This window comes from Pseudomonas sp. FP2254 (genome assembly GCF_030687695.1).
GTDB lineage: Bacteria > Pseudomonadota > Gammaproteobacteria > Pseudomonadales > Pseudomonadaceae > Aquipseudomonas > Aquipseudomonas quebecensis.
In genome coordinates this window covers 1,604,585-1,630,763 of the sequence record NZ_CP117444.1, presented here as the reverse complement: position 1 = coordinate 1,630,763, position 26,179 = coordinate 1,604,585, and the positions used below count along the sequence as shown (strand labels likewise).

Sequence of the window (26,179 nt, the reverse complement as noted above, 5' to 3'; positions counted from 1 at the left end):
TCATCGCTTTAGGAAGGCTGCATGTCCACCCCCACAGTTCGCGAACAATTCCTTGTTATCAGTGCCCTCGGCGCCAACCCCATGGAGCTGACCAACGTCCTGTGCCGCGCCAGCCATGAGAACCGCTGCGCCGTCGTAACCTCTCGCCTGACCCGCCATGGCGAGTGCAGCGCCCTGGTGCTGCAGATTTCCGGGACCTGGGACGCCCTGGCGCGCCTTGAGACCGGCTTGCCGGGCCTGGCCAAGAAGCATGACTTCACCGTTAACGTGGTACGCAGCGCGGCCCTGGAGAACCGTCCCCAGGCCCTGCCTTACGTAGCTTATGTCAGCTCGGCCTACCGTTCGGACATCGTCAATGAGCTGTGCCAGTTCTTCATCGACCATAACGTCGAGCTGGAGAACCTGACGTGCGACACCTACCAGGCGCCCCAGACCGGCGGCACCATGCTCAACGCCACATTCACCGTGACGTTGCCGGCCGGCGTGCAGATCAGTTGGCTGCGCGACCAGTTCCTGGATTTCGCCGATGCGCTGAACCTCGACGCCCTGATCGAACCGTGGCGACCACAGAACCCAATGTAAGGATGTACCCATGGCGGTAGTCATCGACCAACCCGTACCCGACTTCGAAGCCCAGGCCACCAGCGGCCGGACGTTCAGCCTGGCCGCCCTCAAGGGCAAGCAGGTGGTGCTCTACTTTTACCCCAAGGACAGCACGCCGGGCTGCACCACCCAGGGCCAGGGCTTCCGCGACCAGCACGCGGCGTTCCAGGCTGCCGACACCGAAGTGTTCGGCGTGTCGCGCGACAGCGTGAAGTCCCACGAAAACTTCAAAGCCAAGCAAGCATTCCCCTTTGAGCTGCTCAGCGACAAGGACGAAGCGGTCTGCCAGCTGTTTGACGTGATCAAGTTGAAGAAGCTGTATGGCAAGGAATACCTGGGCGTGGATCGCAGCACGTTCCTGATCGATAAAGACGGTGTGCTGCGCCAGGAATGGCGCGGCGTGAAAGTGCCAGGGCATGTGGATGCGGTGCTGGCCGCCGCCCAGGCCTTGAACAAGGCCTGAACCGGCATCGGCAGGCGAGGGCCTGCTCTCGCCTGCAGCGGCAGCGGGCCAGACAGATCAGGCCTTGCGCAACCAATACCGGTACACACCGCAGGCATCTTCTTCGCGCAACAAGGTGTGCCCGGCCAGTTTGGCGAAGGTACGGAAGTCGCGCTGCGAGCCTGCATCGGTGGCGATCACCTTGAGCACCGCACCGCTGGCCAATCGATTGAGCTCCAGCTTGGCCTTGAGCAAGGGCAACGGGCAATTGAGGCCGCTGGCATCAAGCTCGGCGTCGAAGGCGATGGGGTCGGTCATGTCTTACTCCGGGACAAGCATTCGGGGCGCTTAGAATATCTGGTCCGAAGCTCAGTGTCCGGCTACAGTAAGCTCTTTGTCGAAAGGCCTCGTGCATGAATTTTTTGCGCCCTTCCCTGCTGACGCTGGCCTGCCTGCTGGCCTCTCCCGGCTTCGCCGATGACTTGCCGTCGCTGGGCGACGCCAGTTCTGCCATTGTCTCGCCGCAACAGGAATACCAACTGGGTCGTGCCTGGCTGGCGTACCTGCGGGGCCAGGTCTCGCAGCTCAACGACCCCCAACTCAAGGATTATGTTGAAACCAGCGTCTACAAGCTGGTGGAGACCAGCCAGGTCAACGACCGGCGCCTGGAATTCATCCTGATCAACAGCCCGCAATTGAACGCCTTTGCCGCACCGGGCGGGATTGTCGGGGTCAACGGCGGACTGTTCCTCAATGCCCAGACCGAAGGCGAATACGCCTCGGTGCTGGCTCACGAGCTGGCTCACTTGTCCCAGCGCCACTTCGCACGAGGCGTTGAAGCACAACAGCGCATGCAGGTACCGATGATGGCCGCACTGCTCGGCGGCATCATCGCTGCCGCAGCAGGCGCGGGCGACGCTGGTATTGCAGCGATTGCCGGCACCCAGGCCGCAGCGATCCAGGAGCAGCGTCGTTTTTCCCGACAGAATGAACAAGAGGCCGACCGCATCGGCATCGTCAATCTGGAAAAAGCCGGTTACGACCCACGCTCAATGCCAACCATGTTCGAGCGCTTGATGCGCCAATACCGCTTCGACGCCAAGCCACCGGAATTCCTGTTGACTCACCCGGTAACCGAGTCCCGGATCGCCGACACCCGCAACCGCGCCGAACAAGCCAAGCCCGGCGGCAAGGAAGACAGCCTGCGCTACCAGTTGATTCGCGCGAGGGTGCAGTTGAAATACGAAGACACCCCAGGCCTGGCTGCGAAACGCTTCCAGGCACAGCTCGACGAAAATCCAAAAAACGATGTGGCGCGCTACGGCCTCGCCATTGCTCAGATCAAAGGCACGAAACTCAAGGAAGCACGGGAAAACCTGGCGCCGCTGCTGGCTAAGGCTCCCAACGATATCACCTACAACCTGGCGCAGATCGAGCTAGACATCATCAACAACCGCCTGCCCGATGCCCAGCAACGCACCGACAAGATGCTCACCCAATACCCCAGTAACTACCCGCTGAATCAGGTCCGGGTCGACCTGCTGCTCAAGCAGAATCGCACCGCCGATGCGGAAAAGGCCCTGGATGCGCTGCTCAAATCCCGCCCGGATGATCCGGACGTGTGGTATCAGGTCGCCGAGACGCGCGGTTTGTCCGGCAACATCATCGGCCTGCACCAGGCCCGCGCCGAATACTTCGCGCTGGTAGGCGACTTCCAGCAGGCTATCCAGCAATTGGACTTTGCCAAGCGCCGTGCCGGCAACAACTTCCCGCTGTCGTCGCGGATCGATGCGCGCCAGCGTGAGTTGATCGAACAGGAACGACTGGTCAAAGGGATGATGAGCTGAATCCATCGCCCACAAAAAAGCCCCGCTCTCTCTAAAGGAAAGCGGGGCTTTTTATTGAGCTGGCGCGTTACTCGGCCAGTTTGAACGTAATGAAGCTGGCACGGCCTTGACGCAGTACACGCATCGACACAGAACGATTCTTCGGCAGCGCTTTGGCAATGTCAGTGAACTGCTTGGTCGTGTCGATCGCCTGGTTGTTCAGGTGCGTAATCACATCACCCGGTTGCAGACCGATCAACGCGGCAGGCCCATCCTGCACTTCCTTGATTACCACACCGCTCTTGAGGTCGAAGCTCTTCTTCTGCTCGTCAGTCAGCTCGGCCACCGCAATGCCCAGGCGATTGCTGCTGCGCTCGGCGCCCGGCTTGGTGTTACCCAGCGCATCCAGGGTGGCGCCTTCTTCAGGAATGGCGCCGACGGTCAGCTCCACATTCTGACGCTTTCCATCACGGATCACTTCGAGCTTGGCTTTACTGCCCGCCTTCAATGCACCGACCAGATGCGGCAGGTCGGCCGACATGATGATCGGCTGGCCATTCATGCTCAGGATCACGTCACCGACCTGCAGGCCACCCTTGGCGGCCGGACCATTGTCCTGAATCTGCGCAACCAGTGCGCCCGCCGGCTTGTCGAGTCCGAAGGATTCAGCCAGGTCCTTGTTCACTTCCTGGATTACCACGCCCAACCAGCCACGACTGACCTTGCCACCGCTTTTGAGCTGATTGGAAACATCCATGGCCACGTCGATCGGAATGGCAAACGACACGCCCATGAAGCCACCGGAACGGGTATAGATCTGCGAGTTGATCCCTACGACTTCACCCGCCAGATTGAACAGCGGCCCACCGGAATTACCCGGGTTGATCGGCACGTCAGTCTGGATGAACGGCACGTAGTTTTCATTGGGCAGGCTACGACCAATGGCGCTGACGATACCTTGCGTTACCGTATGGTCAAAGCCAAAAGGCGAACCGATGGCGACCACCCACTGACCGGCCTTCAGGTCTTGGGACTTGCCCAGTTTCAGCACCGGCAGATCCTTGCCATCGATCTTTAACAACGCCACATCGGAGCGCGGATCGGTGCCTATCAACTTGGCTTTGAGTTCGCTGCGATCAGCCAGGCGCACGAGGATCTCGTCCGCATCGGCAATCACGTGATTATTGGTGAGAATGTAACCATCCGGGGAAATGATGAAGCCCGAACCCAGCGATTGCGCTTCACGCTGACCGCCACCACCGCCACCCCGAGGCGCCCGGGGTTGTGGCATGCCACGCTCGAAAAACTCACGCAACATGGGTGGCAGGCCTTCGAGATCCGGCATCTGCTGGTTCGACACTTTGCGATCCGGCAGCTTCTGCGTGGTACTGATGTTCACTACGGCTGGCGAGGCCTGCTCAACCAGTTGGGTGAAGTCAGGCAGATCGGCCGCTTGCACAGGCACGGCCTGACCCAGAACCAACACCGTGGCGATTATGGATAGATAGGATTTCAAACGTGGTATCGACATACAGCTCCCGTTACGACGAGCAGGGTTGAGCGACAGGGTTCAATAAACGCCGGAAAACCGCGACCGACGTCTTTGTTCCGCGAACAAAACAAGGCCAGAGCCGACAAGCCCTGACCTATAAAAAACATGGAAGGTTTTTGCAAGTGAAAATCCTGATCCAGACATTTCATGCTCTCGGCAGCCAGGCGGGCATGGACGTAAGTTGAAAGGTCAAGATGAACATAGGATTAACAACTCACGGTGCAAGTTTGGCGGATGCCTTTTTTTCACCGCGCACCGATAACGCGATGCGTTCGGCAGTACCTATGGGGATTTCTCCTACCACCGTCACCATCATTTCGCCATCAACGGTATTCAGACGCCGGGACACTGCGACGGTCGGGCCCAGCTGCGTTCGAGCTTCCGTGACACTGCCATCGCTGATCGGCTCCAGAAACACCGAGAACCGTGCCAGGCCGTCGTCATACATCATGCTGTCGACGATGGCTTTGGTGTGGACATCCTTTCGCGCACTAGTGCGGGTGAGCTGAAACCCCGGCGGCAACCAATCCAAACGCCATATGTGGGTGGGCTGCACCTCAGGCGCACTGCTATTAGCCAGGGCAATGGGCGTGCAGTCCTTACTCGGCTGCAAGTTGCGATCATCCGGCTGGACCGAGGTGTTCAAGCGCGTGAACTGGAATCGCTCCAGCAGTTGCCCTTGGTCGTTAAGCAGCAGGGATTTGAGCGCGAGTGCGGTTTCGCGATCCAGATGCAACTCGAACCCATACCGGTATTGGTCACGCGGTGTAACGGCCACAATCACAGCATTACGACCAGCCACACGGGATTTTCCGATGACGGCCAGTTCATAAAATTGATTGAGTTTTTGCGGATCAAGCGCGCGCGAAGGTGCATCGCGGGAATTCCCAAGCCCGGGCACTAAAGTGCCGCTTACGCATTGGGTACGGCCATCCTCTCGCACGACTTCCTGGGCAGAGCCATCGAGCTGCAAAAGGCGCTCTCTGACTTGACCGTTCTGGACAAGATGCCAGATGTCATGGGTGGAAAAACTGCCATTACGTTCATAGACGAACGTACCTTCAAAACTTTGGGTCTGCTCTGCACGCCCAAGTCGATTAAGCCAGTCCTGCGCTTCATCGGCATGGGCGGGGAGTACAAACCAACCACTGATCAACAGCGTAAGGAGCGGTATGGCGCGCATAAAGCTCCTTAACGGTTCAACGGTTTTCCAGGCTTGCAGCGCGAGCGTATGGCAGAGCACTTTCAGTGCCTTTCAAGGCCGATTCCTGAGCGTGTTGGCGCAGGTAACCTGGAAGACGCTGATCCTGCCAGCCGGATTGCCCCTGAAGCACGCCGTTAGCCATCGGGCCGGTCGTGTCGGAGCTTTCCTTGTAGCCGGCAAGTACGGCCGGACCTTTGACCTGCGGGCCAGCCATAACCGGCTGCTGGGTCTGCTGGGCCAATTCGGCACCGGCAATTTCGTCCTGGTTGTACAGGCGAACACCCGCCAGCACGGCAACAGTTACCGAGGCTGCCACTGCAAGGCGACCCAGGCTACGCCAAGGACCACGAGCAGCTTTAGCCGGAACGGCTTCATCAGCCAGCGCGGCAGAAACAGCCGCAGCAATATCCAGACGAGGGATTAGAAGATCCTTGTGCATCACCGCCCGAGCGACTTGGTAACGAGACCAGGTATCACGGGTTTCGGCATCATCAAATGCGTTGAGCACTCGACGAAGTTCCAGTTCATCCGCTTCGTTATCCATCACTGCGGACAGCGATTCCTGCAGGGCATCACGACTCATGGCGGTTCCTCTCTTGGCTGTCGCCGCTGTCTTTAGTTTTCCTGCAACAACGGTTGCAAGGCTTTGTCGATGGCTTCCCGGGCCCGGAAAATCCGTGACCTTACAGTCCCCACCGGACATTGCATGACGCTCGCAATGTCTTCGTAACTCAGACCATCGAATTCACGTAAAGTTAATGCGGTACGCAAATCTTCCGGCAGTTGCTGAATTGTGCGATGAACGGTTCCTTCGATCTCGTCGCGCAGCAATGCACGCTCCGGCGACTCGAGATCTTTGAGGCCGTGATCACCATCATAAAACTCAGCATCTTCTGAACTTACATCGCTATCCGGTGGGCGGCGGCCGCGAGACACCAGATAGTTTTTCGCCGTGTTAATGGCGATTCGGTACAGCCACGTATAAAACGCACTGTCACCGCGAAAATTGCCGAGTGCACGGTAAGCCTTGATAAAAGCTTCCTGTGCAACGTCCTGCGCTTCATGGGTGTCGTGCACAAACCGCACGATCAACCCGAGAATTTTGTGCTGGTATTTCAGCACTAGCAGATCAAATGCTCGCTTGTCGCCGCGTTGTACGCGCTCAACCAGCTGCTGATCCTCTTCCTGGGTTAGCATGAACACTCCTCGTAGTACTTGAAGGAGGCTTGCATAACTAAACGATCAGGCTTGCAAACATAGACTCGGTCTTTTCGCAAAAGTTCTCCCCCTCCAAGCAAGTTTCCGGCATGCACTGATTTGGCACACACGAAAAACGCAGCGCGGGTAACGCCGGCTGCGCGAATAATCTTGTCGTCGGTTTTCTGACGCGTCCAATGCTCCCGACGGGCCAATAAACTCAACGTTTTCCCAGCTTTCGGGCAACCTGCTATTGAGTCGGGAGCCATGCAAAAAGTTCCCGATTCGATAACCGGCTGATTATACCCAAGCCACGCACCGTAATCTCATATTGCCACGCATGCCTGGCTATTGTGCCGGTACCCCCCTCTATATACTAGTGGGCCGTGTGACCCTTTGATTCGCCGATCCCGGCGTTCTGTCAGCGCCACCCTTGCGGATCGCTTTTTGCGGAATCCTATAAATGAGCCAACAGTTTCAACACGATGTTCTGGTGATTGGCAGCGGCGCAGCCGGATTGAGCCTTGCCCTGACCCTGCCGAGCCACCTACGCATCGCGGTGCTGAGCAAAGGCGACCTGGCCAACGGCTCGACATTCTGGGCCCAAGGCGGCGTGGCGGCGGTTCTGGATGACGCCGACACTGTGCAGTCCCACGTCGAAGACACCCTCAACGCCGGCGGCGGCCTGTGCGACGAGGACGCGGTGCGCTTCACCGTCGAGCACAGCCGCGAAGCGATCCAATGGCTGATCGACCAGGGCGTTCCCTTCACCCGTGACGAGCACGCACGCGCCGACGACGGCGGCTTCGAGTTCCACCTGACACGTGAAGGCGGCCATAGCCACCGGCGCATCATCCACGCCGCCGATGCAACCGGCGCAGCCATTTTCAAGACCCTGCTCGACCAGGCTCGACAGCGCCCGAACATCGAACTGCTGGAGCAGCGCGTCGCGGTCGACCTGATCACCGAAAAGCGCCTGGGCCTGGACGGCGAACGCTGCCTTGGCGCCTACGTGCTCAACCGCGGCAGCGGCGAGGTCGACACCTATGGCGCGCGCTTCACCATCCTCGCCTCGGGTGGCGCAGCCAAGGTCTACCTCTATACCAGCAACCCCGACGGCGCCTGCGGCGACGGCATCGCCATGGCCTGGCGCTCGGGCTGCCGGGTGGCCAACCTGGAATTCAACCAGTTCCACCCCACCTGCCTGTATCACCCGCAGGCCAAAAGCTTTCTGATCACCGAAGCCCTGCGTGGCGAAGGCGCACACTTGAAACTGCCGAACGGCGAACGCTTCATGCAGCGTTTCGACCCGCGCGCCGAACTGGCACCGCGCGATATCGTCGCACGCGCCATCGACCATGAAATGAAGCGCCTGGGCATCGACTGTGTGTATCTGGACATCAGCCACAAGCCTGAAGCATTCATCAAGACCCACTTCCCCACCGTCTACGAACGCTGCCTGACCTTCAATATCGACATCACCCAAGGCCCGATCCCGGTAGTGCCTGCCGCGCACTACACCTGCGGCGGCGTAATGGTCGACCAGCATGGCCGCACCGACGTGCCGGGCCTGTATGCGATTGGCGAGACCAGCTTCACCGGCCTGCATGGCGCCAATCGCATGGCCAGCAACTCGCTGCTTGAATGCTTCGTCTACGCGCGTTCGGCGGCGGCGGACATACTCGAGCAATTGCCGCGAATCCCGGTGCCGGCCGCCCTGCCCCGCTGGGACGCCAGCCAGGTCACCGACTCGGATGAAGACGTGATCATTGCCCACAACTGGGACGAGTTGCGGCGTTTCATGTGGGACTATGTGGGGATCGTGCGCACCAATAAGCGCCTGCAGCGCGCGCAGCACCGAGTGCGCTTGCTGCTCGATGAAATCGACGAGTTCTACAGCAACTATAAGGTCAGCCGCGACCTGATCGAGCTGCGCAACCTGGCCCAGGTCGCCGAGCTGATGATCCGCTGCGCCATGGAGCGCAAGGAAAGCCGAGGCCTGCATTACACCCTCGACTACCCGCAGATGCTGCCGGAGGCCCGCGACACTATCCTGGTGCCAACCACCTACGGCGGCTGAACTTCAGGCGTACCCGCAGGCGCCGATGCGTATCGGTGGCCTGCGAATCCCTCGGCACGCAGATCGAACGCGACCACCATTGCCCGCGCACGCGATAGCGCAGCACCACGATCGGTGGCAGTGCCAGGCTGTCGGGGCGCAACTGCACGGCGTGCCAGCCACGCTGTTCACTGAACAACTGCCAACCCTCTTCATCTCGGCGCAGGCCGCAGACCGATGAAGGATGGGTTAACAGAATATGTCTGGGCAGCACCCAACCCGCATGCGCAAGGCACAGCAGCATGCAAAGGCTTGAAAATGGCACATCCACTGCCGACAAGGCACCCAGCGCGAACACCTGGGCAAGCAAATACGCCACCAGCAGCCTGCGCGAAGGCTGCCAGCGGCATTCGAAACGGTTACTTGGGCTGGACACGGTCCAGGATCATCCGAACCATGCGCTGCAGTTCCGGATCGTCCGACTCGGCGCGCTCCATGAACCAGCCGAACATATCCTGGTCCTCGCATTCCAGCAGTCGCACATACACCTTGCGATCCACCTCATTGAGCGTGGAATAAACCTCTTTGACGAATGGCACCAGCAACACGTCCAGCTCAAGCATGCCGCGACGGCTGTGCCAATAGAGGCGATTGAGTTCTACATCTTCGACCATGGAGCGCTCCTCAAATAGAGCGCAAGTATACAGGCCCGACGGCAGCGCAACAGTCGGCTTTGGTCGTGCTCCCACGGAAACTATCCATTTGCCGGGCGCCCCTCTATGATGCACCCAAGACTTTTTGACCTGCGATGACCCATGGCCGACTCTGCTTTTTTCTGCCCCCTGTCCCACGAAGGCGTTCTTGCCGTGCGCGGTGCCGACGCTGCCAAATTCCTGCAGGGCCAATTGACCTGCAACCTCAACTATCTGAGCGACACCCAGGCCAGCCTGGGCGCGCGCTGCACACAAAAAGGGCGCATGCAGTCCAGCTTTCGCATCCTGCTGCAAGGCGACGGTGTGCTGTTGGCGATGGCCACCGAGCTGCTGGAACCGCAACTGGCCGATCTGAAGAAATACGCGGTGTTCTCCAAATCCAAGCTCACCGACGAAAGCGCCGCGTGGGCACGCCTGGGCCTGTACAACGCGGATTCAACCCTGGCCAGCCTCGGGCTTGAACTGCCGGCCGACACCGACAGCGTTGCCCGCAACGAACACTTGATCGCGATTCGCGTGTCACCTGATCGCAGCGAACTCTGGGTGCCGGCGGAACAGGCCGACGCGGTACATGGCCAGTTGAGTGCGCAATTGAAAGAAGCCGATCTGAACGAGTGGCTACTGGGCCAGATCCGTGCCGGTATCGGCCAGGTCATGCCCCAGACCCGCGAGTTGTTCATCCCGCAGATGCTTAACCTGCAAGCCGTCGGTGGCGTGAGTTTCAAGAAAGGCTGCTACACCGGCCAGGAAATCGTCGCGCGCATGCAGTACCTGGGCAAACTCAAGCGCCGCCTGTACCGCTTGAGCCTTGAATCGACGCAAATGCCCGAGCCAGGCACCCCGCTGTTTTCGCCCAGCCATAACAGTTCGATCGGTGAGGTGGTAATCGCGGCCAATGCGGGTCCGGTGATTGAACTTCTGGCCGTATTGCAAGCCGAAGCTGCCGATAGTGGCGATGTGCATTTAGGCACGCTCGAAGGCCCCGGCCTGCAACTGCTTGACTTACCCTACACGCTGGACCGCGATCGAGAGATCCAGCGTTAGTCGCCGTACTTTTTTGCAACACCCTAGAGAACATGAATGAACAAGCTGGCGGAAAAAGTCCAACAGGCTTTGGTCACGGCCATCGAAAACGATGACCTGGTTCTGCCGACATTACCGGAAGTGGCCCTGAATATTCGCAAGGCCGCCGAGGACCCGGAAATCAGCATCAGCCACTTGAGCAAAGTGATCGGTCGCGATACCGCCCTGTCCGCACGCTTGATCAAAGTGGTCAACAGTCCGCTGCTGCGCGCCACCCAGGAAGTCACCGACCTGCACACCGCCATCACACGGCTGGGCACCAACTACAGCAGCAACCTGGCGATCGGCCTGGTGATGGAGCAGATTTTTCATGCCCGCTCTGAAACGGTCGATCAGAAAATGCGTGAAGTGTGGCGCCGCAGCCTGGAAGTAGCCGGCGTGAGTTACGCCTTGTGTCGCAGCCACAGCCAGCTCAAGCCGGACCAGGCAGCGCTTGGCGGTCTGGTGCACCAGATCGGCGTGCTGCCGATCCTGACCTACGCCGAAGATCACTACGAGTTGCTGTCCGACCCGGTCAGCCTCAACCACCTGATCGACACTATCCATCCAGCCTTGGGTGATAAATTGCTCGGCCGCTGGGACTTTCCGGAGATGCTGGCGAAACTGCCCGGCCAATACCTGAACCTTGAACGCGACTCCAGCCGCCTTGACTACATCGACCTGGTGCAGTTGGCGGTGCTGTATTGCTATCGCGGCACCGATCACCCACTGGCAGGCGTGGTGGTTTCCGAAGTGCCGGCGATGAAAAAGCTCAAGGTCGACCCCTACAGCGACCGCCTGCGCGCGGAGCTCGATGAAGCACGCTCGATGTTCTACTGATCAACCGGCGATAAAACTCACCCTTACTTTCAGCCCCGCGCGCTCGCCATCGTGCAGGCTGATCTGGGCCAGATGCGCCCGGCAGATTTCCCCGACAATCGCCAAGCCCAGGCCCGAACCCATGCCCTGCTGACTGCGCCGGTAAAAGCGTTCGAACACCCGCTCCCGCTCATCCTGCGGGATCCCCGGGCCGTCGTCCTCCACCTCCAGTACCGCCGGTGCCGTCACCCGCAGGATTACATTGCCACCGGGCTGCGTGTGCGCCAGGGCGTTGTCCACCAGGTTGCTCAGCAGTTCGTTCAACAGCGTTGGCTCGCCGCGCAACCACACCGGCTCATCGGCTTCCAATGCCAGCGCCACGCCACGCGCATGGGCCAGGGGCGCCATCGCCATCCCCAACTCACGGGCCAACTGGCTCAGATCCAACAACTGCGCGCCGCCTTCTGCAATTGCCCGTGCGCCGTTCTCGATACGCGCAAGAGACAGCAATTGATTAGCCAGATGGGTCAGGCGATCAGTGCCCTGCGCAGCGGTTTCCAATGTGCTGCGCCAGGTGGCCGGGTCTTCGGCGCGCAGGCCCAACTCCAGGCGCGCCTTGAGCGCGGCCAAAGGGGTGCGCAGTTCGTGTGACGCATCGGCGATAAACTGTGCCTGGCGTTCGAACTGCCCGCGCAGGCGCTCGGTAAAGTGGTTGAGCGAACTGACCAGCGGGCCGAATTCGTGCTGCACTTCCACCAATGGCAGCGGCCGCAGATCGTCGGGCTGGCGTTCTTCCACGGCCTTGCGCAGACGCTCCAGCGGGCGCAGCGCGGCGCTCACGGCAAACCACACCAGGAGCAACGCGCCGACCGCCAGCATGCCCAGGCGCAGCAGCGTATCGGCCATCAAACTGCGAGCCATGCTGACGCGGGCTTCGTCGGTTTCGGCCACACGGATTTCCGCCATGCCGTTCATGTTCGGCTCGGACACCGCCTTGAGCAGGCTCACCACCCGTACTTCCTGGCCCTGATACTTGGCGTTGTAGAACCGCGCCAGCGCCGGGTAATCATCGGTGCGCGGCGTGCCGGGAGGCGGACCGGGCAGGTTCTCGTAGCCGGAGATCAGCTTGCGATCAATGTCGTTGACCTGGTAATAAATGCGCCCGGCACTATCGTAGGCGAACGTGTCCAGGGCCACATAGGGCACATTGGCGCTGAGGGTGCCGTCCACCTGGGTCAGGCCTGCGGCGATGGTGCGCGCCGACGCGAGCAACGTGCGGTCGTAAGCGGTATCGGCGGCTTCGCGGCCGTTCCAGTAGGCACTCATGCCGCTGGCCAGCATCAACAATACGAGCAACAGGGCCAGGTTCCACACCAGGCGCCAGCGCAGGCTGCTGGGCTTATGCATCGCGAGCTTCCAAGAGGTAGCCGAGGCCGCGGAAAGTCACAATGGCGATGGGTTGGCCATCGAGCTTCTTGCGCAGGCGATGCACATAGATTTCGATTGCATCGGGGCTGGCCTCCTCGTCCAGGCCAAAGACCTGCGAAGCCAGTTGCTCCTTGCTCATCACCCGGCCCGGGCGCGCGATCAGCGCTTCGAGCACCGCCTGCTCGCGGGAGGTCAACGTCAGCAGTTCGCCACCCAGCGTGAAGCGCCGGGTATCCAGGTCATACACCAGTACGCCGCAGGCCTGCTGACGCTCGCCGCCCAGCACGCTGCGGCGCAACAGGGCCTTGACCCGCGCCTCCAGCTCCGTCAGCTCAAAGGGTTTGGCCAAGTAGTCGTCGGCGCCCAGGTTGAGGCCATGCACGCGGTCCTTCACGTCGCTGCGCGCGGTCAGCATCAACACCGGCAGGTTTTTCCCACGGGCCCGCAAGCGTGCGAGCACCTCGAAACCATCCATGCGCGGCAGCCCCACATCCAGGATCGCGACCGCGTAATCCTCGCTGCTCAAGGCCAGGTCGGCGGCCACGCCGTCATGCAGCACGTCGACCGTCAGACCCGTGCTCTTGAGCGCCTGGGCCACACTGTCGGCAAGTTGCAAATGGTCTTCAACCAGAAGGACACGCATGGTTTTCTGCCTCGTTCAGGGGTGGTCGACGCCACGCTTTGGCGGGGAGTTTACAGGCGCCCGAGGCCCTGTGAAGCCCGGAAACATTGAAAGACTGCTGAAAGGTTAGTGAAAGCTTCGCCCATTAGCATCCAGCTCACGGTGAGCCTTGCCCACCCAGTTGCCCAAGCCGCAGCGCCCGCAAAACGCCTCGATGCGTTTTCGTCACAATAAGAACAATAACGGAGTGCACAACCATGCTGTCGACACAGCGCCAGAACCGCCCGCCTGTTCGTTTTCCTCGCTTGAACCACGCCGCTCTCGCCGGCGTTATTTCGTCGTTCAGCCAAACCGTCGTCCTCGAAGACCGCGGCACGGCCGCTGATGCCGATGAAGTGCGCCTGCTGGTCCGCAAAGGCGCCGCACGCTGATAAGCAGTGCCTGGTAGTAGAACCTCATAACAAAAAAGACGGAGATACCCATGACTCTTTCATTGCGTAAATTGGCCCTCGCCGCCGGCTGCATGCTGTTCGCCGGCCAACTGCTGGCCGCCGACGAGCCCAAGCGTCCGGAATGTATCGCCCCCGCCTCCCCCGGCGGCGGTTTCGACCTGACCTGCAAACTGGCGCAAAGCGCACTGGTCAACGAGAAACTGCTGACCAAACCCATGCGCGTGACCTACATGCCCGGCGGCGTTGGCGCTGTGGCCTACAACGCCGTGGTCGCCCAGCGCCCGGCGGATGCCGGCACCCTGGTGGCCTGGTCCAGCGGCTCGCTGCTGAACCTGGCCCAGGGCAAGTTCGGGCGTTTCGACGAAAGCGCCGTGCGTTGGCTGGCCGCGGTTGGCACCAGCTACGGGGCCATCGCAGTGAAAAGCGATTCGCCCTACAAGACCCTCGACGACCTGGTTCAAGCCCTGAAGAAAGATCCAGGCAGCGTGGTAATCGGTTCCGGCGGCACCGTCGGCAGCCAGGACTGGATGCAAACCGCCCTGATCGCCAAGGCCGCCGGGATCAACCCGCGCGAGCTGCGCTATGTGGCCCTTGAAGGCGGCGGTGAAATCGCCACCGCGCTGCTCGGTGGCCACATTCAGGTGGGCAGTACCGACATCTCCGACTCCATGCCCCACATCCTCAGCGGCGACATGCGCCTGCTGGCGGTGTTCTCCGAGCAGCGCCTGGACGAGCCGGAAATGAAGGACATCCCAACCGCCAAGGAGCAAGGCTACGACATCGTGTGGCCAGTGGTGCGCGGCTTCTACCTCGGGCCTAAAGTCAGCGATGCCGATTACGCCTGGTGGAAAGACGCCTTCGACAAACTGCTGGCGTCCGAAGAGTTCGCCAAGCTGCGTGACCAGCGCGAGCTGTTCCCGTTCGCCATGACCGGCCCGGAGCTGGACACCTATGTGAAGAAACAGGTGGCTGACTACAAAGTGCTGGCCAAAGAGTTCGGCCTGATTCAGTAAACGCCCCTCTGTCGCGCGGCCATGCCTGGCAAACCCCAGGCATGGCCCAGGAGTTCACCATGCTCTTACAACGCATATTCGCCGCCGCGCTGCTGCTGGCCTGCGCCGGCCTGGCGCTGATGGCCTGGCCGTATCAGGCGTCGTTTTCCTACGAACCCGTAGGGCCTCGCGCCTACCCGTTGCTGATGCTCGGGCTGATGAGCCTGGCGCTGATCTACATGCTGTTCCGCCCGCAACCAACCAAGCACACCGAAGAAGAACCGGCGCTGGATCGCGAAACCCTGGTCAAGATCGGTTTCTGCGTGGCGCTGCTGATTGTGTTCGCCGCCACCTTCGAACCATTGGGCTTCATCCTCAGCAGCATGCTGATCGGCATCCCCATGGCGCGCCTGTACGGCGGTCGCTGGGTGCCCAGCATCGTGATCGTCACCTTGATGGCCATCGGGCTGTACCTGCTGTTCGATAAAGCCATGGATGTGCCGCTGCCCCTCGGCCTGCTCGACGTTCTGGAGAACTGATATGGATACTTTCGGCTACTTGGGCCAGGGCTTCGGCGTGGCGCTGTCTCCTTACAACCTGGTGACCGCCCTGTGCGGCACCTTGATCGGTACCGTGGTCGGCCTGCTGCCGGGTCTGGGCCCGATCAACGGCGTGGCGCTGTTGATCCCCATCGCCTTCGCCCTGGGCCTGCCGCCGGAATCGGCGCTGATCCTGCTGGCGGCGGTGTACCTGGGCTGCGAATACGGTGGCCGGATCAGCTCGATCCTGCTCAACATTCCGGGCGAGGCCTCCACCGTAATGACCACCCTCGACGGCTACCCGATGGCCCGTAAGGGCCTGGCGGGTGTGGCGCTGTCGCTGTCGGCGTGGAGTTCGTTCATCGGTGCGTTTATCGCCACCTGTGGCATGGTGCTGTTTGCGCCGTTGCTGGCCAAGTGGGCGATTGCCTTCGGCCCGGCGGAATATTTCGTCCTGATGGTGTTCGCGATTGTGTGCCTGGGCGGCATGGCCGGCGACAAGCCGTTGAAGACCTTTGTCGCGGCATTGATCGGGCTGTTCCTCTCGGCGGTGGGCATCGACGCCAACAGCGGCGTGTACCGTTTTACCGGCGATAACATTCACCTCACCGACGGCATCCAGTTCGTCGTGTTGGTGCTGGGCCTGTTCTCCATCAGTGAGATCCTGTTGCTGCTGGAAAAAACCCACCGTGGCCAGGAAGCGGTCAAGGCCACCGGACGCATGATGTTCAACGTCAAGGAAGCGGCGTCGGTGTTCGTGGTGAACATCCGCTGCGGTCTGCTGGGTTTCATCATGGGCGTGTTGCCGGGTGCCGGCGCAACCCTGGCCTCGGCCGTGGCCTACATGACCGAGAAACGCATGGCCGGCGCCAGCGGCAAGTTCGGCCAGGGCGATATGCGCGGCCTCGCCGCCCCGGAAACCGCAATCGGTGCCTCCGCCTGCGGCGCTCTGGTGCCGATGCTGACGCTGGGCGTGCCCGGTTCGGGCACCACAGCGGTGATGATCGGCGCACTGTCGCTGTACAACATCACCCCCGGCCCGCTGTTGTTCCAACAGCAACCGGACATCGTCTGGGGCCTGATCGCCTCGTTGTTTATCGCCAACATCATGCTGGTGATCCTCAACATCCCAATGATCCGTATCTTCACGCGCATCCTCGCCGTGCCGAACTGGGCGCTGGTGCCGGTGATTGCGATTATTACCGCGATCGGTGTGTACGCGGTGCATGCCACCACGTTCGACCTGTTCCTGATGGTCGGGATCGGCATCTTCGGCTATATCCTGCGCAAGCTGGACTTCCCGCTGTCGCCGGTGCTGCTGGGCTTTATCCTCGGTGGCCTGATGGAGCAGAACCTGCGCCGCGCGCTGTCGATCTCCAACGGTGCGCTGGAGATTCTGTGGTCGAGCCCGATCACCTTCGGTGTCTGGGTGCTGACGGCGTTTATGCTGGTCTTTCCGCTGATCCGCATCTACCGCAAACGCGCCCTGCAGCGTCGCGCCGTGGCCGATGTCTGAGGTCACCTTTAAACAGTGGTGGGGAACGCCGCTGGTCGGCCTGGCCGGCGGTTACCTGGCCAGCCTGATCGGCTGGCCGTTGCCGTACATGGTTGGCTCGTTGCTGGCGATCATTCTGGTGCGCTGCCTCACGCCGTGGCAGTTGGCGGAGATTCCCGGCGGGCGCAAATGCGGCCAGTGGGTAGTGGGGATCGGCATCGGCCTGCACTTCACCCCGGTGGTGATCGAGCAGGTGATGAGCCACTTCGGCCTGATCTTCTTCGGCGCGCTGGTCACCAGCCTGTCGAGCGTGGTGGGCGTGTGGCTGATGCGCCGCAGCGGTGAAGACCGCGCCACCGCGTTTTTCTCCAGCATGCCGGGCGGGTCCGGTGAGATGGTCAACCTCGGCGCACGCAATGGCGCGGTGCTCAGCCGTGTCGCGGCGGGGCAGAGTCTGCGCGTGCTGGCGGTGGTGCTGTGCGTACCGGCGATCTTCAAGTATTTGCTGGGGGGCGGCGCGCCGCAGTTTCATCCGGCACCGGTGAGTTGGGCGTGGCTGGCGTTGCTGTTTCCACTCGGGGCTCTGGTGGCCTGGGGTTGGCAGCGCCTGCGTCAGCCAAACCCGTGGTTGTTCGGCCCGTTATTGGTCAGTGCGACCGCCAGCGTTGTCTGGGATTTGCATATCGGCCTGCCCGACGGCGGCAGCCAGATTGGCCAATGGCTGATCGGCAGCGGCCTGGGCTGCCATTTCAACCGCCAGTTCTTCCGCCGCGCCCCATCGTTCATGGCCCGTACCTTGATCGGCACCGCCCTGACCATGGTACTGGCGACGCTGGCCGCCGTGGGCCTGAGCGCCCTCACCCACTTGGACCTGCGCTCGCTGACCCTGGGCATGATGCCCGGAGGCATTGCCGAGATGAGCCTCACGGCCGAGACCTTGCAACTGTCGGTGCCGCTGGTGACCGCGATGCAGGTGATGCGCTTGTTGTTTGTGTTGTTCCTGGCCGAGCCATTGTTCAGGCGGTGGAATCGTCAGCCGGAAACACTCTAGACCCTCCCCGTTTTTAGCAGGCCTGGCCTTAAAGAGGCGGCAGGCGCCACTCAATCGGCGTCTCGCCGTTCTGCTCGAGAAACTTGTTGGCGCGGCTGAAATGCCCGCAGCCGATAAACCCCCGGTACGCCGACAGCGGCGACGGATGCACCGACGTCAACACCAGGTGCTTGGTGGCGTCGATCAGCTTCTGCTTGCTCTGCGCATGGGCGCCCCACAACAGGAATACCAGGTGCGGCTGGTGCTCGCTGACCACCTCGATGATCCGATCGGTAAAAAACTGCCAGCCCTTACCCGCATGGGCATTGGCGTTGGCGCGCTCCACGGTCATGGTGGTGTTGAGCATCAGCACGCCTTGGTCGGCCCAGCTCTGCAGATAACCGTGGTTGGGGATGTCGATGTTCAGGTCGCGCTTGAGTTCTTTATAGATATTGACCAACGACGGCGGCGCCGGCACGCCCGGTTGCACCGAGAAGCACAGACCATGGGCCTGGCCAGGTCCGTGGTAGGGGTCCTGGCCGAGTATCACCACCTTGACCTTGTCCAGGGGCGTCGAGTTGAGCGCATTGAATATCAGCGGGCCGGGCGGGTAGATCTCTTTGCCGGCGGCATGCTCCTGGCGCAGGAATTCGCGCAACTGGGCCATGTAGGGCTTGTCGAACTCGTCGCGCAGGGCGTCTTTCCAGCTGGGTTCGAGTTTGATGCGGTCGCCGTCGGTCATCGTTGAAGTGTCTTGTAAAAAAAAGAATGAGGCGAACCCTAGGAAAGCCGACTCCGCTTGTCAATTGATCTGACACACCACCGGCACTTTCCCACCAAAGGATCATACTGATCCTTCACTTTCTCGATTGAGGTCACGATGAATCTGCACTTTGAAGAACTGACCGGCAGCGGCGGCGCCCGTATCGGCATCGCCAGCCTCGACGCGGAAAAAACGCTCAATGCCCTCTCCCTGCCGATGATTCTGGCCCTTGGCGACCGCCTGGAAGCCTGGGCCAAAGACCCGCAAATCGTCTGTGTGTTGCTGCGCGGCAATGGCCCCAAAGCGTTCTGCGCCGGTGGCGAAGTACGCAGCCTGGCCCAGGCGTGCCTTGAGCACCCAGGTGAAGTGCCCGCGCTGGGCGCGCAGTTTTTCGCCGCTGAATATCGCCTCGACTATCGCCTGCACACCTATCCCAAACCGCTGATCTGTTGGGGCCATGGCTACGTGCTGGGCGGCGGCATGGGCCTGCTGCAAAGCGCGGCGGTGCGTATCGTCACGCCGAGCAGCCGGCTGGCCATGCCGGAAATCAGCATCGGCCTGTACCCGGATGTAGGCGCCAGTTGGTTCCTGTCGCGCCTGCCGGGCAAACTCGGTGTGTTCCTGGGCCTGACCGGTGCGCATATCAATGGGCGTGATGCCCTGGACCTGGGGCTGGCCGACCGTTTTCTGCGCGATGACCAACAAGATCAGCTGGTCGAGGGCCTGTTGCAACTGAATTGGCAGGAACAGACCGCGATGCAACTCAACAGCCTGCTCAAGGCCCTGGCCCAGGAGGCGCAGGACCAACAGCCCGAAGCACAGTGGCTGCCGCGGCGTGCACAGATCGACGCCTGGCTGGACGTGGGCGATGTGCGCTGTGCATGGCGGGCCCTGAGTGCCCTGCGCGAGCATGCCGATCCGCTGTTCAACCGCGCCGGCAAGACGTTGAGCGAAGGATGCCCGCTGACGGCGCATCTGGTGTGGGAACAGATCCAGCGCGCGCGTCATTTGTCCCTGGCTCAGGTGTTCCAGATGGAATACACCCTAAGCCTCAATTGCTGCCGCCACCCGGAGTTCGCCGAAGGGGTGCGGGCGCGGTTGATCGACAAGGATCAGACGCCCCACTGGCACTGGCCGGATATCAACACGGTGCCCGACGCCGTGGTGCACGCGCATTTCAGCAAAGCGTGGGAAGGTAGGAATCCTCTGGCAGATCTTTCTGATTACTGACAGCTATCTTCGGAGTTGCTTTACGGTAAACGAGCAGTTGTCCGGCTGGCGGTCTTCACAGATGTACACGTCCCGGCCGAAGGGATCCTCGACCAGGCGCCAGTGCGAAGTCGTGGTCAGCGAAAAGCTGTAGGGGCCGTTCTTCGCGCTGTAGCGTAATGCGACCGACTGGCCGCGATTAGTGCTGTAAATGCACTGTTCAAAATACCCCTCGTCGCGCGAGTCCCCCTCCTTCGGAATAAACACGGCGCCTACGAAACGCTCGACATAACCGTCGTACGGAACGCTGGGGCTGCGCCAGAGGGTCCTTCCATCAAGCCCCTGGAACCGGTTTTTTTCGTAGCGAACGGTCGATGGGTACGGGCACCCCTGCGCGGCGCTCGTCTGTATGACTGCATAGCTCAACAGCAGAAGTAGACAGGACATGGATCTGGTCAAAGGACGCCCCCAAAAGGCACTCACTATCCTGTGAGTGAAGGACATCCTGGGCAAAAAAGAAACCTGTTATAAATGACAGTCCCGATAAACGGTTGCAAAAAAAGCGGCGCTCGATGCGCCGCTGCTCATTCAGGACCTTCAGCGGTGACCGCCGCGGCCTTGTCCATGATCACCTCGATGGCCGCGGTCGCCCCGGTCATAGCCACCATGCCCTCCACGATCACCCCAACCGGGGTTTGGATAAGGCCGGTAGCCGGCGCGCGGGCCCGCAGGGTAATAGCGCGGTGCCGGCTGATAGTAACGCGGGGCGGAGTAATAGCGCGGCGCAGGCGTGTAGTAACGCGGTGCCGGGTAGTAGTCGCGCCGGTATTGATACACCGAACCGCCACCGTAGTAGTACGCCGGTGCAGGTGAGGTGTAGACCTCGGAACGGTAATAGCTCTGGCCTCCATCGTAATAAGGCACGCAAGCGGTAAGGGTCAGACCGAGTAAAGCGCTGAGCAGCATTCGTCGATACATGGCGGCCTCCTGGACCGCGAGGGAGCACCTTCAGCGACGCTGAAGGGCGGCATTCAGCTTTCACCGAATGACGAAATATCTGACATCAAAAACGGAATCTGGTGCGTTCCGGCAACACATTGATACATCTATGTCGACCGGCGGCAAGGCCGACGAAGCCACGTCGCCAGCGGCTCCCACGGCGGCTTCAGCTTTAACGTTTCAGTTAATTTTGAAACACCGAAACTCTTCGGCTTACGATGATGTCATTATGATGTCGCGCAACGCCAGGGAGGCTCTAGCGTGCATCCTTCGCTAACATCCCCGGATTCGAGCCATGAAAATTTCAACCAAGCTGCTGCTTTCATTTCTACTGTGTGCGCTGGTCACCCTTGGGGTCGGCCTGCTGGGTATCAAGGGGGTCGTTCGGCTCGCCACGGCGTTGGAACTGACGTTTTCCAACAACCTGGTGTCCGTGAGTAATACGGCGGCCACCCTTAATGGGCTGGTGGCGCACAACCGAGGTTTGTACCGCCTGATGGACGCCAGCCGAGGCGATGTGGCGCAGCAGGACCGCGACCGCGTACGCCAGGATATCGGCAACGAACTCAAGCGCAGTCAGAGCGCTTACGCCACCTACCGGGCAACCCCGCTGGAAGACGACGAACGGGCGGCCGGTGACAAGCTCGATCAGATCTGGCCAACCTATATCAGCAGTGCCGAACGCATCATGACGCTGCTCGACGGCGGCAAGATCGACCAGGCCCGCGTGGAGCTCAACACCACCAACAACGAGCTGTTCCGCCAGGCGCGCGAACTGATCCGCATAATCATCGATTCCAACAACCGCCAGATCAAGGAAGGCGCCATCGCTGCCGAGCAACTGCGCGACAGCGCGTTGACGTGGATGATCAGCGGCATCGTCCTGGCCTTTATCATCGCCATCAGCGTGGGCGTGCTGATCACCCGTCTGATCACGCGCCCCATCGCACAGGCGGTACAGAGCGCCCAGCGCATTGCCGACGGCGACCTCACCCACGCCATTCTCACCGAGCGCACCGACGAAGCCGGGCAACTGTTGATGGCGCTGTCCGACATGCAGGGCGGCCTGAAAAGCACTCTGGTGGAAATTGCCAATGCGGCTGATCAACTGGCCTCGGCCGCCGAAGAGTTGAGCGCGGTCACCGATGAAAGCAGCCGCGGCCTGACCCGCCAGAACGATGAGATCCAACAGGCGGCCACCGCCGTAAACCAGATGACCGCCGCAGTGGACGAAGTGGCGAGCAACGCCGTATCGACCTCGCAAGCCTCGCACCAGGCCACCACCGAAGCCGAGGAGGGTCGCCAGCAAGTGGAACAGGCGGTGTCGGGCATGTCGTCGATGGTGCTGGAGATCAACGATTCGACGCAATCGGTCGCCGACCTGGCCAACCAGGTGCGCGAAATCGGCAAGGTGATCGACGTAATCCGCAGCATCGCCGACCAGACCAATCTGCTGGCCCTCAATGCTGCGATCGAAGCGGCGCGCGCTGGCGAGCAAGGCCGTGGTTTTGCCGTGGTTGCCGACGAAGTACGCGCGTTGGCCCATCGCACCCAGACGTCCACGGTCGATATCGAAAAAATGATCGGCGAAGTACAGGTCGGTGCCGATGGCGCGGTGGCGGCAATGAACAAGAGCCTGACCTGGGCCAATAACACCCAGACCCTGGCGCAGAGTGCCGGTGAAGCGCTGCAGCGCATCACCGCCAGCGTGGCGAGGATCAACGAGCGCAACCTGGTGATCGCTTCGGCCTCCGAGGAACAGGCCCAGGTGGCCCGTGAAGTGGATCGCAACCTGCTCAATATCCAGGACCTGTCCACCCAGACCGCGGCCGGTGCGCACCAGACCAACGCCTCCAGCCAGGACCTGTCGCGCCTGGCCACCTCCTTCAATGTGCTGGTGAGCAAGTTCAAGCTCTGAGTAGCCGACGCAAGGTCGGCCCTGTATCGTGCAAGGCACGCCGGAATTGACCGGCTCCTTGCCCGATACCGTCTGAACCCACCGATGACCACGCCCACCCTCTGCCCCGCCTGTGGTGCCCGCAACGACTGCGCCCTGGCCGACCCACGCCGCGTTGACCAGCCCTGCTGGTGTTACCGCGTCACCATCGATCCGGCAGTGCTGCAAGCCTTGCCCGATGCACTGCGCAACCAGGCCTGCCTGTGCCCGCGCTGCGCCCAGGTCGACCAGCAACTGCGCGACGCCGGCCCGTCCTGATGCGTGTCGATCGTTTCCTCAGCAACCTGCCGCGCTTCAATCGCCAGCAAGTGCGCCTGCTCCTGGTGGAACGCCGGATCAGCGTCGACGGCGTGGCCGTCAGCGATCCCCATCATAACGTGCGCGAATTCAGCCGGGTGTGCGTGGACGGGCAAGTGCTGCAGGCGGGCAGACCGGCGCGTTATTTCATGCTGCACAAGCCCAAGGGCTGCGTGAGCGCGACGGCGGACGCCCGGCATCCGACCGTGCTCGACTGGCTGGACGAGCCGGATAAAGGCGAGCTGCATATCGCCGGGCGGCTGGACTTCAATACCACCGGTTTGCTGGTGATCACCAACGACGGCCAATGGTCGCGCCGCCTGACGCAACCGCAGACCAAGTTGCCCAAGGTGTATCGGGTCCACACCCAACAGGACATCGGCCCTGAGTACGCGGCGACGTTCGCCGCCGGCCTGTACTTTGCTTTCGAAGACCTCACCACCCAGCCCGCCGAGCTGGTGTTGCTGGGACCGAGGATTGCACGCTTGAGCATCGTCGAAGGCCGCTACCATCAGGTCAAACGGATGTTCGGGCATTTCGATAATAAAGTGATCGATCTGCACCGCGAGCGCATGGGGCCGCTGGAGCTGGATGCGACCCTCGCGCCGGGCGAGTATCGGGCATTGACCGACGCGGAAATCCGCCAGGTCTGACCACCGTTCAGCCGGTGCAGGCAAAAACCGGTTCGAGCGCCTTGCGGCATCCCGGGTCTGCTGCTTGAATCACCACGTCAGCCGCACTATGACTGATGAGTCGCCTATAACCTCCAAGACCTACCTTGCCCCGCCCGCGCTTGATCCACGGGCCTTCCAGGCAAACCGCCCGCCATAACAACACCCGCCGGCCAGCCGTTATCGGACCGACATGGGCCCTCCTTTTCCAGGCGTATGCCTGCCTGTCACAAAGCGCGTGCAGAGTGTTCTGCGCGCCCTACCCGCTTGCCAGGAGTCTTACGACATGAGGCCAGAAATCGCTGTGCTGGATATACAGGGTCAGTATCGGGTTTACACGGAGTTCTATCGCGCGGACGCTGCTGAAAAGACCATCATCCTGGTCAACGGCTCGATGGCCACCACGGCATCCTTCGCCCAAACCGTGAAAAGCCTGCACCCGCAGTTCAATGTGGTTTTGTACGACCAGCCCTACGCCGGCCGCTCCAAGATCCACAACCGCCATGAGCATATGCTGACGAAGGACGTTGAAGGCCAGATCCTGCTGGAGCTGATCGACCATTTCGCCGCCGAACACGTGCTGTCGTTTTCCTGGGGCGGCGCCGCCACCCTGGTGGCCCTCTCCCAGCGCCCGCGCCGGGTGGAAAAGGCCGTGATCAGCTCGTTCTCACCGGTGATCAACGCGCCCATGCGCGACTACCTCGAACGCGGCGTCGACTACCTGGGCAACCTGGACCGCGATCGCGTCGGCCATCTGGTCAATACCACCATCGGCAAACACCTGCCGTCGTTGTTCAAGCGCTTCAACTACAAGCACGTGAGCAGCCTGGCCGAGCATGAATACGGGCAAATGCATTTCCACATCAGCCAGGTACTGAACAGCGATCGACTGTGCTACCTCAAGGCCGCCAGGCAAATCGATATACCGGTGCTGTTCGTCAACGGCGAATGGGACGAGTACACCAGCGCCGAAGACGCCAGGCAGTTCGGGCACTACGTGCCCCACAGCAGCTTCAGCGTCATCCAGGCCACCGGGCACTTCCTGGACATGGAGCACAAGGCGGCATGCAGGGACAGCCGTGAAGCCGTGGTGGGCTTCTTGACACACACACGCCGCCCCAGCCGCTTGCGCTATGACCAGGGCCAGACCCAGCACGCCTTCGCGCTGTGAAACACAGGCTCAGTGCTGGCTTACGGTGACGAGCGAACCGGCTCGCCACCGTAAGCCAGCACGCGCATTGAGTGCGTTCGCCGGATCGGCCACTGCGCGCAACCCGTACATTTCCCAAAGAAAAACTTCAAATCCCGGCGCACATCTGGTACAAAGTCAGCCGCTCTGAGCGGGTGTCGTATAATGGCATTACTCCAGCTTCCCAAGCTGATAACGAGGGTTCGATTCCCTTCACCCGCTCCACTCAAATGTGCTTCCCGTCACGCAGTTACCGACGGGAACGCTTGAAAAACCGGTCCTTGGTGGCCGGTTTTTTTATGCATGCGATTCAGCCATCACAGCGCTTGGTCACTCCGCTGCTTGCCGCAAAAACCTGTACAAATTTATATTTTTGTACAAGTATTACGCCCTATCGGGGTGTCTTTCCCCGCACGATCATGGAGTGCGCTACCGCCTCAACCTACCAGTGGACGGTTCGGTGTATGAGGTCAGCTTCGACGACTGGATGTACCTGATGGACGAAGACACACTGATCAACCGTTCGAGCATGTCCAAGTTCGGTGTCGAGTGGGGCCAGGTCACGTTGTTTTTCCGTCGCCAATAAAGCGCTTGTCGTGCCTGTCAACAGGCTTGGGGTGAATGATGAATAAGCAAATGCTGTCGGATCGGGCTGCAAAAGGTGAAGTCCGCGAGCTGCAACTGCTGTCGCTGGAAGGCGGTTTCTATGTGGCGCGCATCCGCTTTGACCATGGGGAAGCGATGCTGCTGGGAGAGGATGGTCAGCCGCTGCGCATCCGCTCTACCACGCACCTGCGAGACCTGCTGCTGGGCGTGACGCCCTTCCCCTGTGTGCTGGTGCAACAGTGCGCACATGACGAGATGTGCGGGGTCCGCGATGGGCCCATCGCAGCGTTGCGCGTGCCGTTTTCGCTGGGCGCCACGTTTTGAGGGCCTTTCGGCCGATCAATGCGATGAGCGGCCAGAAACGCAGCGGCGGGAAGCGGGTGGATACTCAGTAAAATCCGAATGCGCGCGAGGGTTCACTATAGTGATGATGACCATCCCTTGAGCCCGAGA

The 26,179-nt window shown here is 61.1% G+C and carries 29 protein-coding genes, 1 tRNA gene and 1 pseudogene; 19 read left to right on the top strand and 12 right to left on the bottom strand.

Annotation, left to right across the window (positions count from 1 at the left end; translation table 11 throughout):
- The first annotated feature begins 21 nt into the window (after positions 1–21).
- Positions 22–582: a glycine cleavage system protein R gene (locus tag PSH94_RS07520; RefSeq protein ID WP_003172487.1), complete on the top strand. Its 561-nt coding sequence runs from the start codon at positions 22–24 to the stop codon at positions 580–582.
- 10 nt (positions 583–592) lie between these two features.
- Positions 593–1,066: a peroxiredoxin gene (locus PSH94_RS07515; RefSeq protein WP_181081100.1), complete on the top strand. Its 474-nt coding sequence runs from the start codon at positions 593–595 to the stop codon at positions 1,064–1,066.
- A 57-nt stretch (positions 1,067–1,123) separates the two neighbouring features.
- On the opposite strand, the gene PSH94_RS07510 is transcribed toward PSH94_RS07515, so the two are convergent.
- Complete coding sequence (locus PSH94_RS07510) at positions 1,124–1,363, bottom strand: sulfurtransferase TusA family protein (protein WP_181081101.1); 240 nt, start codon at positions 1,361–1,363, stop codon at positions 1,124–1,126.
- A 95-nt stretch (positions 1,364–1,458) separates the two neighbouring features.
- On the opposite strand from PSH94_RS07510, the gene PSH94_RS07505 reads away from it, so the two are divergent.
- The gene (locus PSH94_RS07505; RefSeq protein ID WP_181081102.1) at positions 1,459–2,892 is read left to right on the top strand and encodes a M48 family metalloprotease; all 1,434 of its coding nucleotides are present in this window, start codon (positions 1,459–1,461) and stop codon (positions 2,890–2,892) included.
- Between the two features lie 67 nt (positions 2,893–2,959).
- Here PSH94_RS07505 and PSH94_RS07500 read toward each other — a convergent pair whose 3' ends face one another.
- The 4 genes from PSH94_RS07500 to rpoE all read right to left on the bottom strand — a co-directional run bounded on the left by PSH94_RS07500 (position 2,960) and on the right by rpoE (position 6,824).
- The gene (locus tag PSH94_RS07500; protein WP_181081103.1) at positions 2,960–4,402 is read right to left on the bottom strand and encodes a DegQ family serine endoprotease; all 1,443 of its coding nucleotides are present in this window, start codon (positions 4,400–4,402) and stop codon (positions 2,960–2,962) included.
- 235 nt (positions 4,403–4,637) lie between these two features.
- The gene (locus PSH94_RS07495; protein WP_305436985.1) at positions 4,638–5,606 is read right to left on the bottom strand and encodes a MucB/RseB C-terminal domain-containing protein; all 969 of its coding nucleotides are present in this window, start codon (positions 5,604–5,606) and stop codon (positions 4,638–4,640) included.
- A gap of 16 nt (positions 5,607–5,622) precedes the next feature.
- Entirely contained in the window at positions 5,623–6,210 is a 588-nt protein-coding gene (locus tag PSH94_RS07490; RefSeq protein ID WP_003172479.1) for a sigma-E factor negative regulatory protein, read from the bottom strand.
- Positions 6,211–6,242: 32 nt separating this feature from the next.
- Positions 6,243–6,824: an RNA polymerase sigma factor RpoE gene (gene rpoE, locus PSH94_RS07485; RefSeq protein WP_003172477.1), complete on the bottom strand. Its 582-nt coding sequence runs from the start codon at positions 6,822–6,824 to the stop codon at positions 6,243–6,245.
- A 463-nt stretch (positions 6,825–7,287) separates the two neighbouring features.
- On the opposite strand from rpoE, the gene nadB reads away from it, so the two are divergent.
- Complete coding sequence (nadB, locus tag PSH94_RS07480) at positions 7,288–8,904, top strand: L-aspartate oxidase (protein ID WP_181081105.1); 1,617 nt, start codon at positions 7,288–7,290, stop codon at positions 8,902–8,904.
- Here the strand turns inward: nadB and PSH94_RS07475 are convergent.
- Positions 8,873–9,319: a protein YgfX gene (locus tag PSH94_RS07475; RefSeq protein WP_181081106.1), complete on the bottom strand. Its 447-nt coding sequence runs from the start codon at positions 9,317–9,319 to the stop codon at positions 8,873–8,875. The genes nadB and PSH94_RS07475 overlap by 32 nt on opposite strands.
- Positions 9,303–9,557, bottom strand: coding sequence for a succinate dehydrogenase assembly factor 2 (locus tag PSH94_RS07470; RefSeq protein WP_034096390.1), 255 nt, complete (start codon positions 9,555–9,557; stop codon positions 9,303–9,305). Before PSH94_RS07470 ends, PSH94_RS07475 begins: the two co-directional genes overlap by 17 nt.
- Positions 9,558–9,698: 141 nt before the next feature.
- On the opposite strand from PSH94_RS07470, the gene PSH94_RS07465 reads away from it, so the two are divergent.
- Both PSH94_RS07465 and PSH94_RS07460 read left to right on the top strand, forming a co-directional pair.
- Positions 9,699–10,640, top strand: coding sequence for a folate-binding protein YgfZ (locus PSH94_RS07465; RefSeq protein WP_266248392.1), 942 nt, complete (start codon positions 9,699–9,701; stop codon positions 10,638–10,640).
- 36 nt (positions 10,641–10,676) lie between these two features.
- Positions 10,677–11,498: an HDOD domain-containing protein gene (locus PSH94_RS07460; protein ID WP_266248390.1), complete on the top strand. Its 822-nt coding sequence runs from the start codon at positions 10,677–10,679 to the stop codon at positions 11,496–11,498.
- Here PSH94_RS07460 and PSH94_RS07455 read toward each other — a convergent pair whose 3' ends face one another.
- Together PSH94_RS07455 and PSH94_RS07450 are read right to left on the bottom strand one after the other, a co-directional pair.
- Positions 11,499–12,884: a sensor histidine kinase gene (locus PSH94_RS07455; RefSeq protein ID WP_305436982.1), complete on the bottom strand. Its 1,386-nt coding sequence runs from the start codon at positions 12,882–12,884 to the stop codon at positions 11,499–11,501.
- The gene (locus PSH94_RS07450; RefSeq protein WP_181081110.1) at positions 12,877–13,548 is read right to left on the bottom strand and encodes a response regulator; all 672 of its coding nucleotides are present in this window, start codon (positions 13,546–13,548) and stop codon (positions 12,877–12,879) included. Before PSH94_RS07450 ends, PSH94_RS07455 begins: the two co-directional genes overlap by 8 nt.
- Positions 13,549–13,784: 236 nt before the next feature.
- Here PSH94_RS07450 and PSH94_RS07445 point away from each other — a divergent pair, with 236 nt between their 5' ends.
- The 5 genes from PSH94_RS07445 to PSH94_RS07425 are packed head-to-tail and all read left to right on the top strand — an operon-like array spanning position 13,785 to position 18,056.
- On the top strand, positions 13,785–13,958 hold the full coding sequence (locus PSH94_RS07445; protein ID WP_305436981.1) for a hypothetical protein: 174 nt from the start codon (positions 13,785–13,787) through the stop codon (positions 13,956–13,958).
- Between the two features lie 44 nt (positions 13,959–14,002).
- Complete coding sequence (locus PSH94_RS07440) at positions 14,003–14,992, top strand: tripartite tricarboxylate transporter substrate binding protein (protein ID WP_181081147.1); 990 nt, start codon at positions 14,003–14,005, stop codon at positions 14,990–14,992.
- Between the two features lie 59 nt (positions 14,993–15,051).
- Complete coding sequence (locus PSH94_RS07435; RefSeq protein WP_181081112.1) at positions 15,052–15,510, top strand: tripartite tricarboxylate transporter TctB family protein; 459 nt, start codon at positions 15,052–15,054, stop codon at positions 15,508–15,510.
- Position 15,511: 1 nt separating this feature from the next.
- Positions 15,512–17,026 carry a tripartite tricarboxylate transporter permease gene (locus PSH94_RS07430; protein WP_305436979.1) on the top strand — a complete coding sequence of 505 codons (1,515 nt, stop codon included), beginning with the start codon at positions 15,512–15,514 and terminating at the stop codon, positions 17,024–17,026.
- Positions 17,019–18,056, top strand: a complete 1,038-nt coding sequence (locus PSH94_RS07425; RefSeq protein ID WP_266248383.1) for an AbrB family transcriptional regulator — start codon at positions 17,019–17,021, stop codon at positions 18,054–18,056. Before PSH94_RS07430 ends, PSH94_RS07425 begins: the two co-directional genes overlap by 8 nt.
- 28 nt (positions 18,057–18,084) lie before the next feature.
- On the opposite strand, the gene ung is transcribed toward PSH94_RS07425, so the two are convergent.
- Positions 18,085–18,777: a uracil-DNA glycosylase gene (gene ung, locus PSH94_RS07420; RefSeq protein WP_253511132.1), complete on the bottom strand. Its 693-nt coding sequence runs from the start codon at positions 18,775–18,777 to the stop codon at positions 18,085–18,087.
- A gap of 138 nt (positions 18,778–18,915) precedes the next feature.
- On the opposite strand from ung, the gene PSH94_RS07415 reads away from it, so the two are divergent.
- On the top strand, positions 18,916–20,028 hold the full coding sequence (locus PSH94_RS07415; protein ID WP_305436977.1) for an enoyl-CoA hydratase/isomerase family protein: 1,113 nt from the start codon (positions 18,916–18,918) through the stop codon (positions 20,026–20,028).
- A gap of 3 nt (positions 20,029–20,031) precedes the next feature.
- Here the strand turns inward: PSH94_RS07415 and PSH94_RS07410 are convergent, their stop codons facing one another.
- Positions 20,032–20,454, bottom strand: coding sequence for a DUF3757 domain-containing protein (locus PSH94_RS07410; protein WP_305436976.1), 423 nt, complete (start codon positions 20,452–20,454; stop codon positions 20,032–20,034).
- 150 nt (positions 20,455–20,604) lie between these two features.
- Complete coding sequence (locus PSH94_RS07405) at positions 20,605–20,985, bottom strand: hypothetical protein (protein ID WP_181081119.1); 381 nt, start codon at positions 20,983–20,985, stop codon at positions 20,605–20,607.
- A gap of 316 nt (positions 20,986–21,301) precedes the next feature.
- Here PSH94_RS07405 and PSH94_RS07400 point away from each other — a divergent pair, with 316 nt between their 5' ends.
- The 7 genes and pseudogenes from PSH94_RS07400 (at position 21,302) to PSH94_RS07370 (ending at position 26,050) form a co-directional block, all read left to right on the top strand.
- The gene (locus PSH94_RS07400; RefSeq protein ID WP_181081120.1) at positions 21,302–22,924 is read left to right on the top strand and encodes a methyl-accepting chemotaxis protein; all 1,623 of its coding nucleotides are present in this window, start codon (positions 21,302–21,304) and stop codon (positions 22,922–22,924) included.
- 84 nt (positions 22,925–23,008) lie between these two features.
- Positions 23,009–23,221 carry a cysteine-rich CWC family protein gene (locus PSH94_RS07395; protein ID WP_305436975.1) on the top strand — a complete coding sequence of 71 codons (213 nt, stop codon included), beginning with the start codon at positions 23,009–23,011 and terminating at the stop codon, positions 23,219–23,221.
- The gene (locus PSH94_RS07390; protein ID WP_305436974.1) at positions 23,221–23,913 is read left to right on the top strand and encodes a pseudouridine synthase; all 693 of its coding nucleotides are present in this window, start codon (positions 23,221–23,223) and stop codon (positions 23,911–23,913) included. The genes PSH94_RS07395 and PSH94_RS07390 overlap by 1 nt, the downstream gene beginning before the upstream one ends.
- Positions 23,914–24,217: 304 nt before the next feature.
- Positions 24,218–25,102 (top strand): alpha/beta fold hydrolase, encoded by an 885-nt coding sequence (locus PSH94_RS07385; protein WP_305436973.1) that lies wholly within the window; start codon positions 24,218–24,220, stop codon positions 25,100–25,102.
- A gap of 169 nt (positions 25,103–25,271) precedes the next feature.
- Positions 25,272–25,345, top strand: a tRNA-Gly gene (locus PSH94_RS07380).
- Positions 25,346–25,547: 202 nt separating this feature from the next.
- A pseudogene (locus PSH94_RS07375) lies at positions 25,548–25,706 on the top strand (DUF3833 family protein); the annotation flags it as partial.
- Between the two features lie 38 nt (positions 25,707–25,744).
- The gene (locus PSH94_RS07370; protein ID WP_305437721.1) at positions 25,745–26,050 is read left to right on the top strand and encodes a DUF6482 family protein; all 306 of its coding nucleotides are present in this window, start codon (positions 25,745–25,747) and stop codon (positions 26,048–26,050) included.
- Positions 26,051–26,179 lie beyond the last annotated feature (129 nt).

Coding starts and splice junctions, on each gene's coding strand:
- PSH94_RS07520 (WP_003172487.1), top strand. CDS start 22: ATGTCCACCCCCACAGTTCGCGAACAATTCCTTGTTATCAGTGCCCTC.
- PSH94_RS07405 (WP_181081119.1), bottom strand. CDS start 20,985: ATGTATCGACGAATGCTGCTCAGCGCTTTACTCGGTCTGACCCTTACC.
- ung (WP_253511132.1), bottom strand. CDS start 18,777: ATGACCGACGGCGACCGCATCAAACTCGAACCCAGCTGGAAAGACGCC.
- PSH94_RS07435 (WP_181081112.1), top strand. CDS start 15,052: ATGCTCTTACAACGCATATTCGCCGCCGCGCTGCTGCTGGCCTGCGCC.
- PSH94_RS07445 (WP_305436981.1), top strand. CDS start 13,785: ATGCTGTCGACACAGCGCCAGAACCGCCCGCCTGTTCGTTTTCCTCGC.
- rpoE (WP_003172477.1), bottom strand. CDS start 6,824: ATGCTAACCCAGGAAGAGGATCAGCAGCTGGTTGAGCGCGTACAACGC.
- PSH94_RS07495 (WP_305436985.1), bottom strand. CDS start 5,606: ATGCGCGCCATACCGCTCCTTACGCTGTTGATCAGTGGTTGGTTTGTA.
- PSH94_RS07460 (WP_266248390.1), top strand. CDS start 10,677: ATGAACAAGCTGGCGGAAAAAGTCCAACAGGCTTTGGTCACGGCCATC.
- PSH94_RS07455 (WP_305436982.1), bottom strand. CDS start 12,884: ATGCATAAGCCCAGCAGCCTGCGCTGGCGCCTGGTGTGGAACCTGGCC.
- PSH94_RS07430 (WP_305436979.1), top strand. CDS start 15,512: ATGGATACTTTCGGCTACTTGGGCCAGGGCTTCGGCGTGGCGCTGTCT.
- PSH94_RS07470 (WP_034096390.1), bottom strand. CDS start 9,557: ATGGTCGAAGATGTAGAACTCAATCGCCTCTATTGGCACAGCCGTCGC.
- PSH94_RS07415 (WP_305436977.1), top strand. CDS start 18,916: ATGAATCTGCACTTTGAAGAACTGACCGGCAGCGGCGGCGCCCGTATC.
- PSH94_RS07400 (WP_181081120.1), top strand. CDS start 21,302: ATGAAAATTTCAACCAAGCTGCTGCTTTCATTTCTACTGTGTGCGCTG.
- PSH94_RS07395 (WP_305436975.1), top strand. CDS start 23,009: ATGACCACGCCCACCCTCTGCCCCGCCTGTGGTGCCCGCAACGACTGC.
- PSH94_RS07450 (WP_181081110.1), bottom strand. CDS start 13,548: ATGCGTGTCCTTCTGGTTGAAGACCATTTGCAACTTGCCGACAGTGTG.
- nadB (WP_181081105.1), top strand. CDS start 7,288: ATGAGCCAACAGTTTCAACACGATGTTCTGGTGATTGGCAGCGGCGCA.
- PSH94_RS07425 (WP_266248383.1), top strand. CDS start 17,019: ATGTCTGAGGTCACCTTTAAACAGTGGTGGGGAACGCCGCTGGTCGGC.
- PSH94_RS07390 (WP_305436974.1), top strand. CDS start 23,221: ATGCGTGTCGATCGTTTCCTCAGCAACCTGCCGCGCTTCAATCGCCAG.
- PSH94_RS07505 (WP_181081102.1), top strand. CDS start 1,459: ATGAATTTTTTGCGCCCTTCCCTGCTGACGCTGGCCTGCCTGCTGGCC.
- PSH94_RS07465 (WP_266248392.1), top strand. CDS start 9,699: ATGGCCGACTCTGCTTTTTTCTGCCCCCTGTCCCACGAAGGCGTTCTT.
- PSH94_RS07370 (WP_305437721.1), top strand. CDS start 25,745: ATGAATAAGCAAATGCTGTCGGATCGGGCTGCAAAAGGTGAAGTCCGC.
- PSH94_RS07490 (WP_003172479.1), bottom strand. CDS start 6,210: ATGAGTCGTGATGCCCTGCAGGAATCGCTGTCCGCAGTGATGGATAAC.
- PSH94_RS07500 (WP_181081103.1), bottom strand. CDS start 4,402: ATGTCGATACCACGTTTGAAATCCTATCTATCCATAATCGCCACGGTG.
- PSH94_RS07515 (WP_181081100.1), top strand. CDS start 593: ATGGCGGTAGTCATCGACCAACCCGTACCCGACTTCGAAGCCCAGGCC.
- PSH94_RS07510 (WP_181081101.1), bottom strand. CDS start 1,363: ATGACCGACCCCATCGCCTTCGACGCCGAGCTTGATGCCAGCGGCCTC.
- PSH94_RS07410 (WP_305436976.1), bottom strand. CDS start 20,454: ATGTCCTGTCTACTTCTGCTGTTGAGCTATGCAGTCATACAGACGAGC.
- PSH94_RS07385 (WP_305436973.1), top strand. CDS start 24,218: ATGAGGCCAGAAATCGCTGTGCTGGATATACAGGGTCAGTATCGGGTT.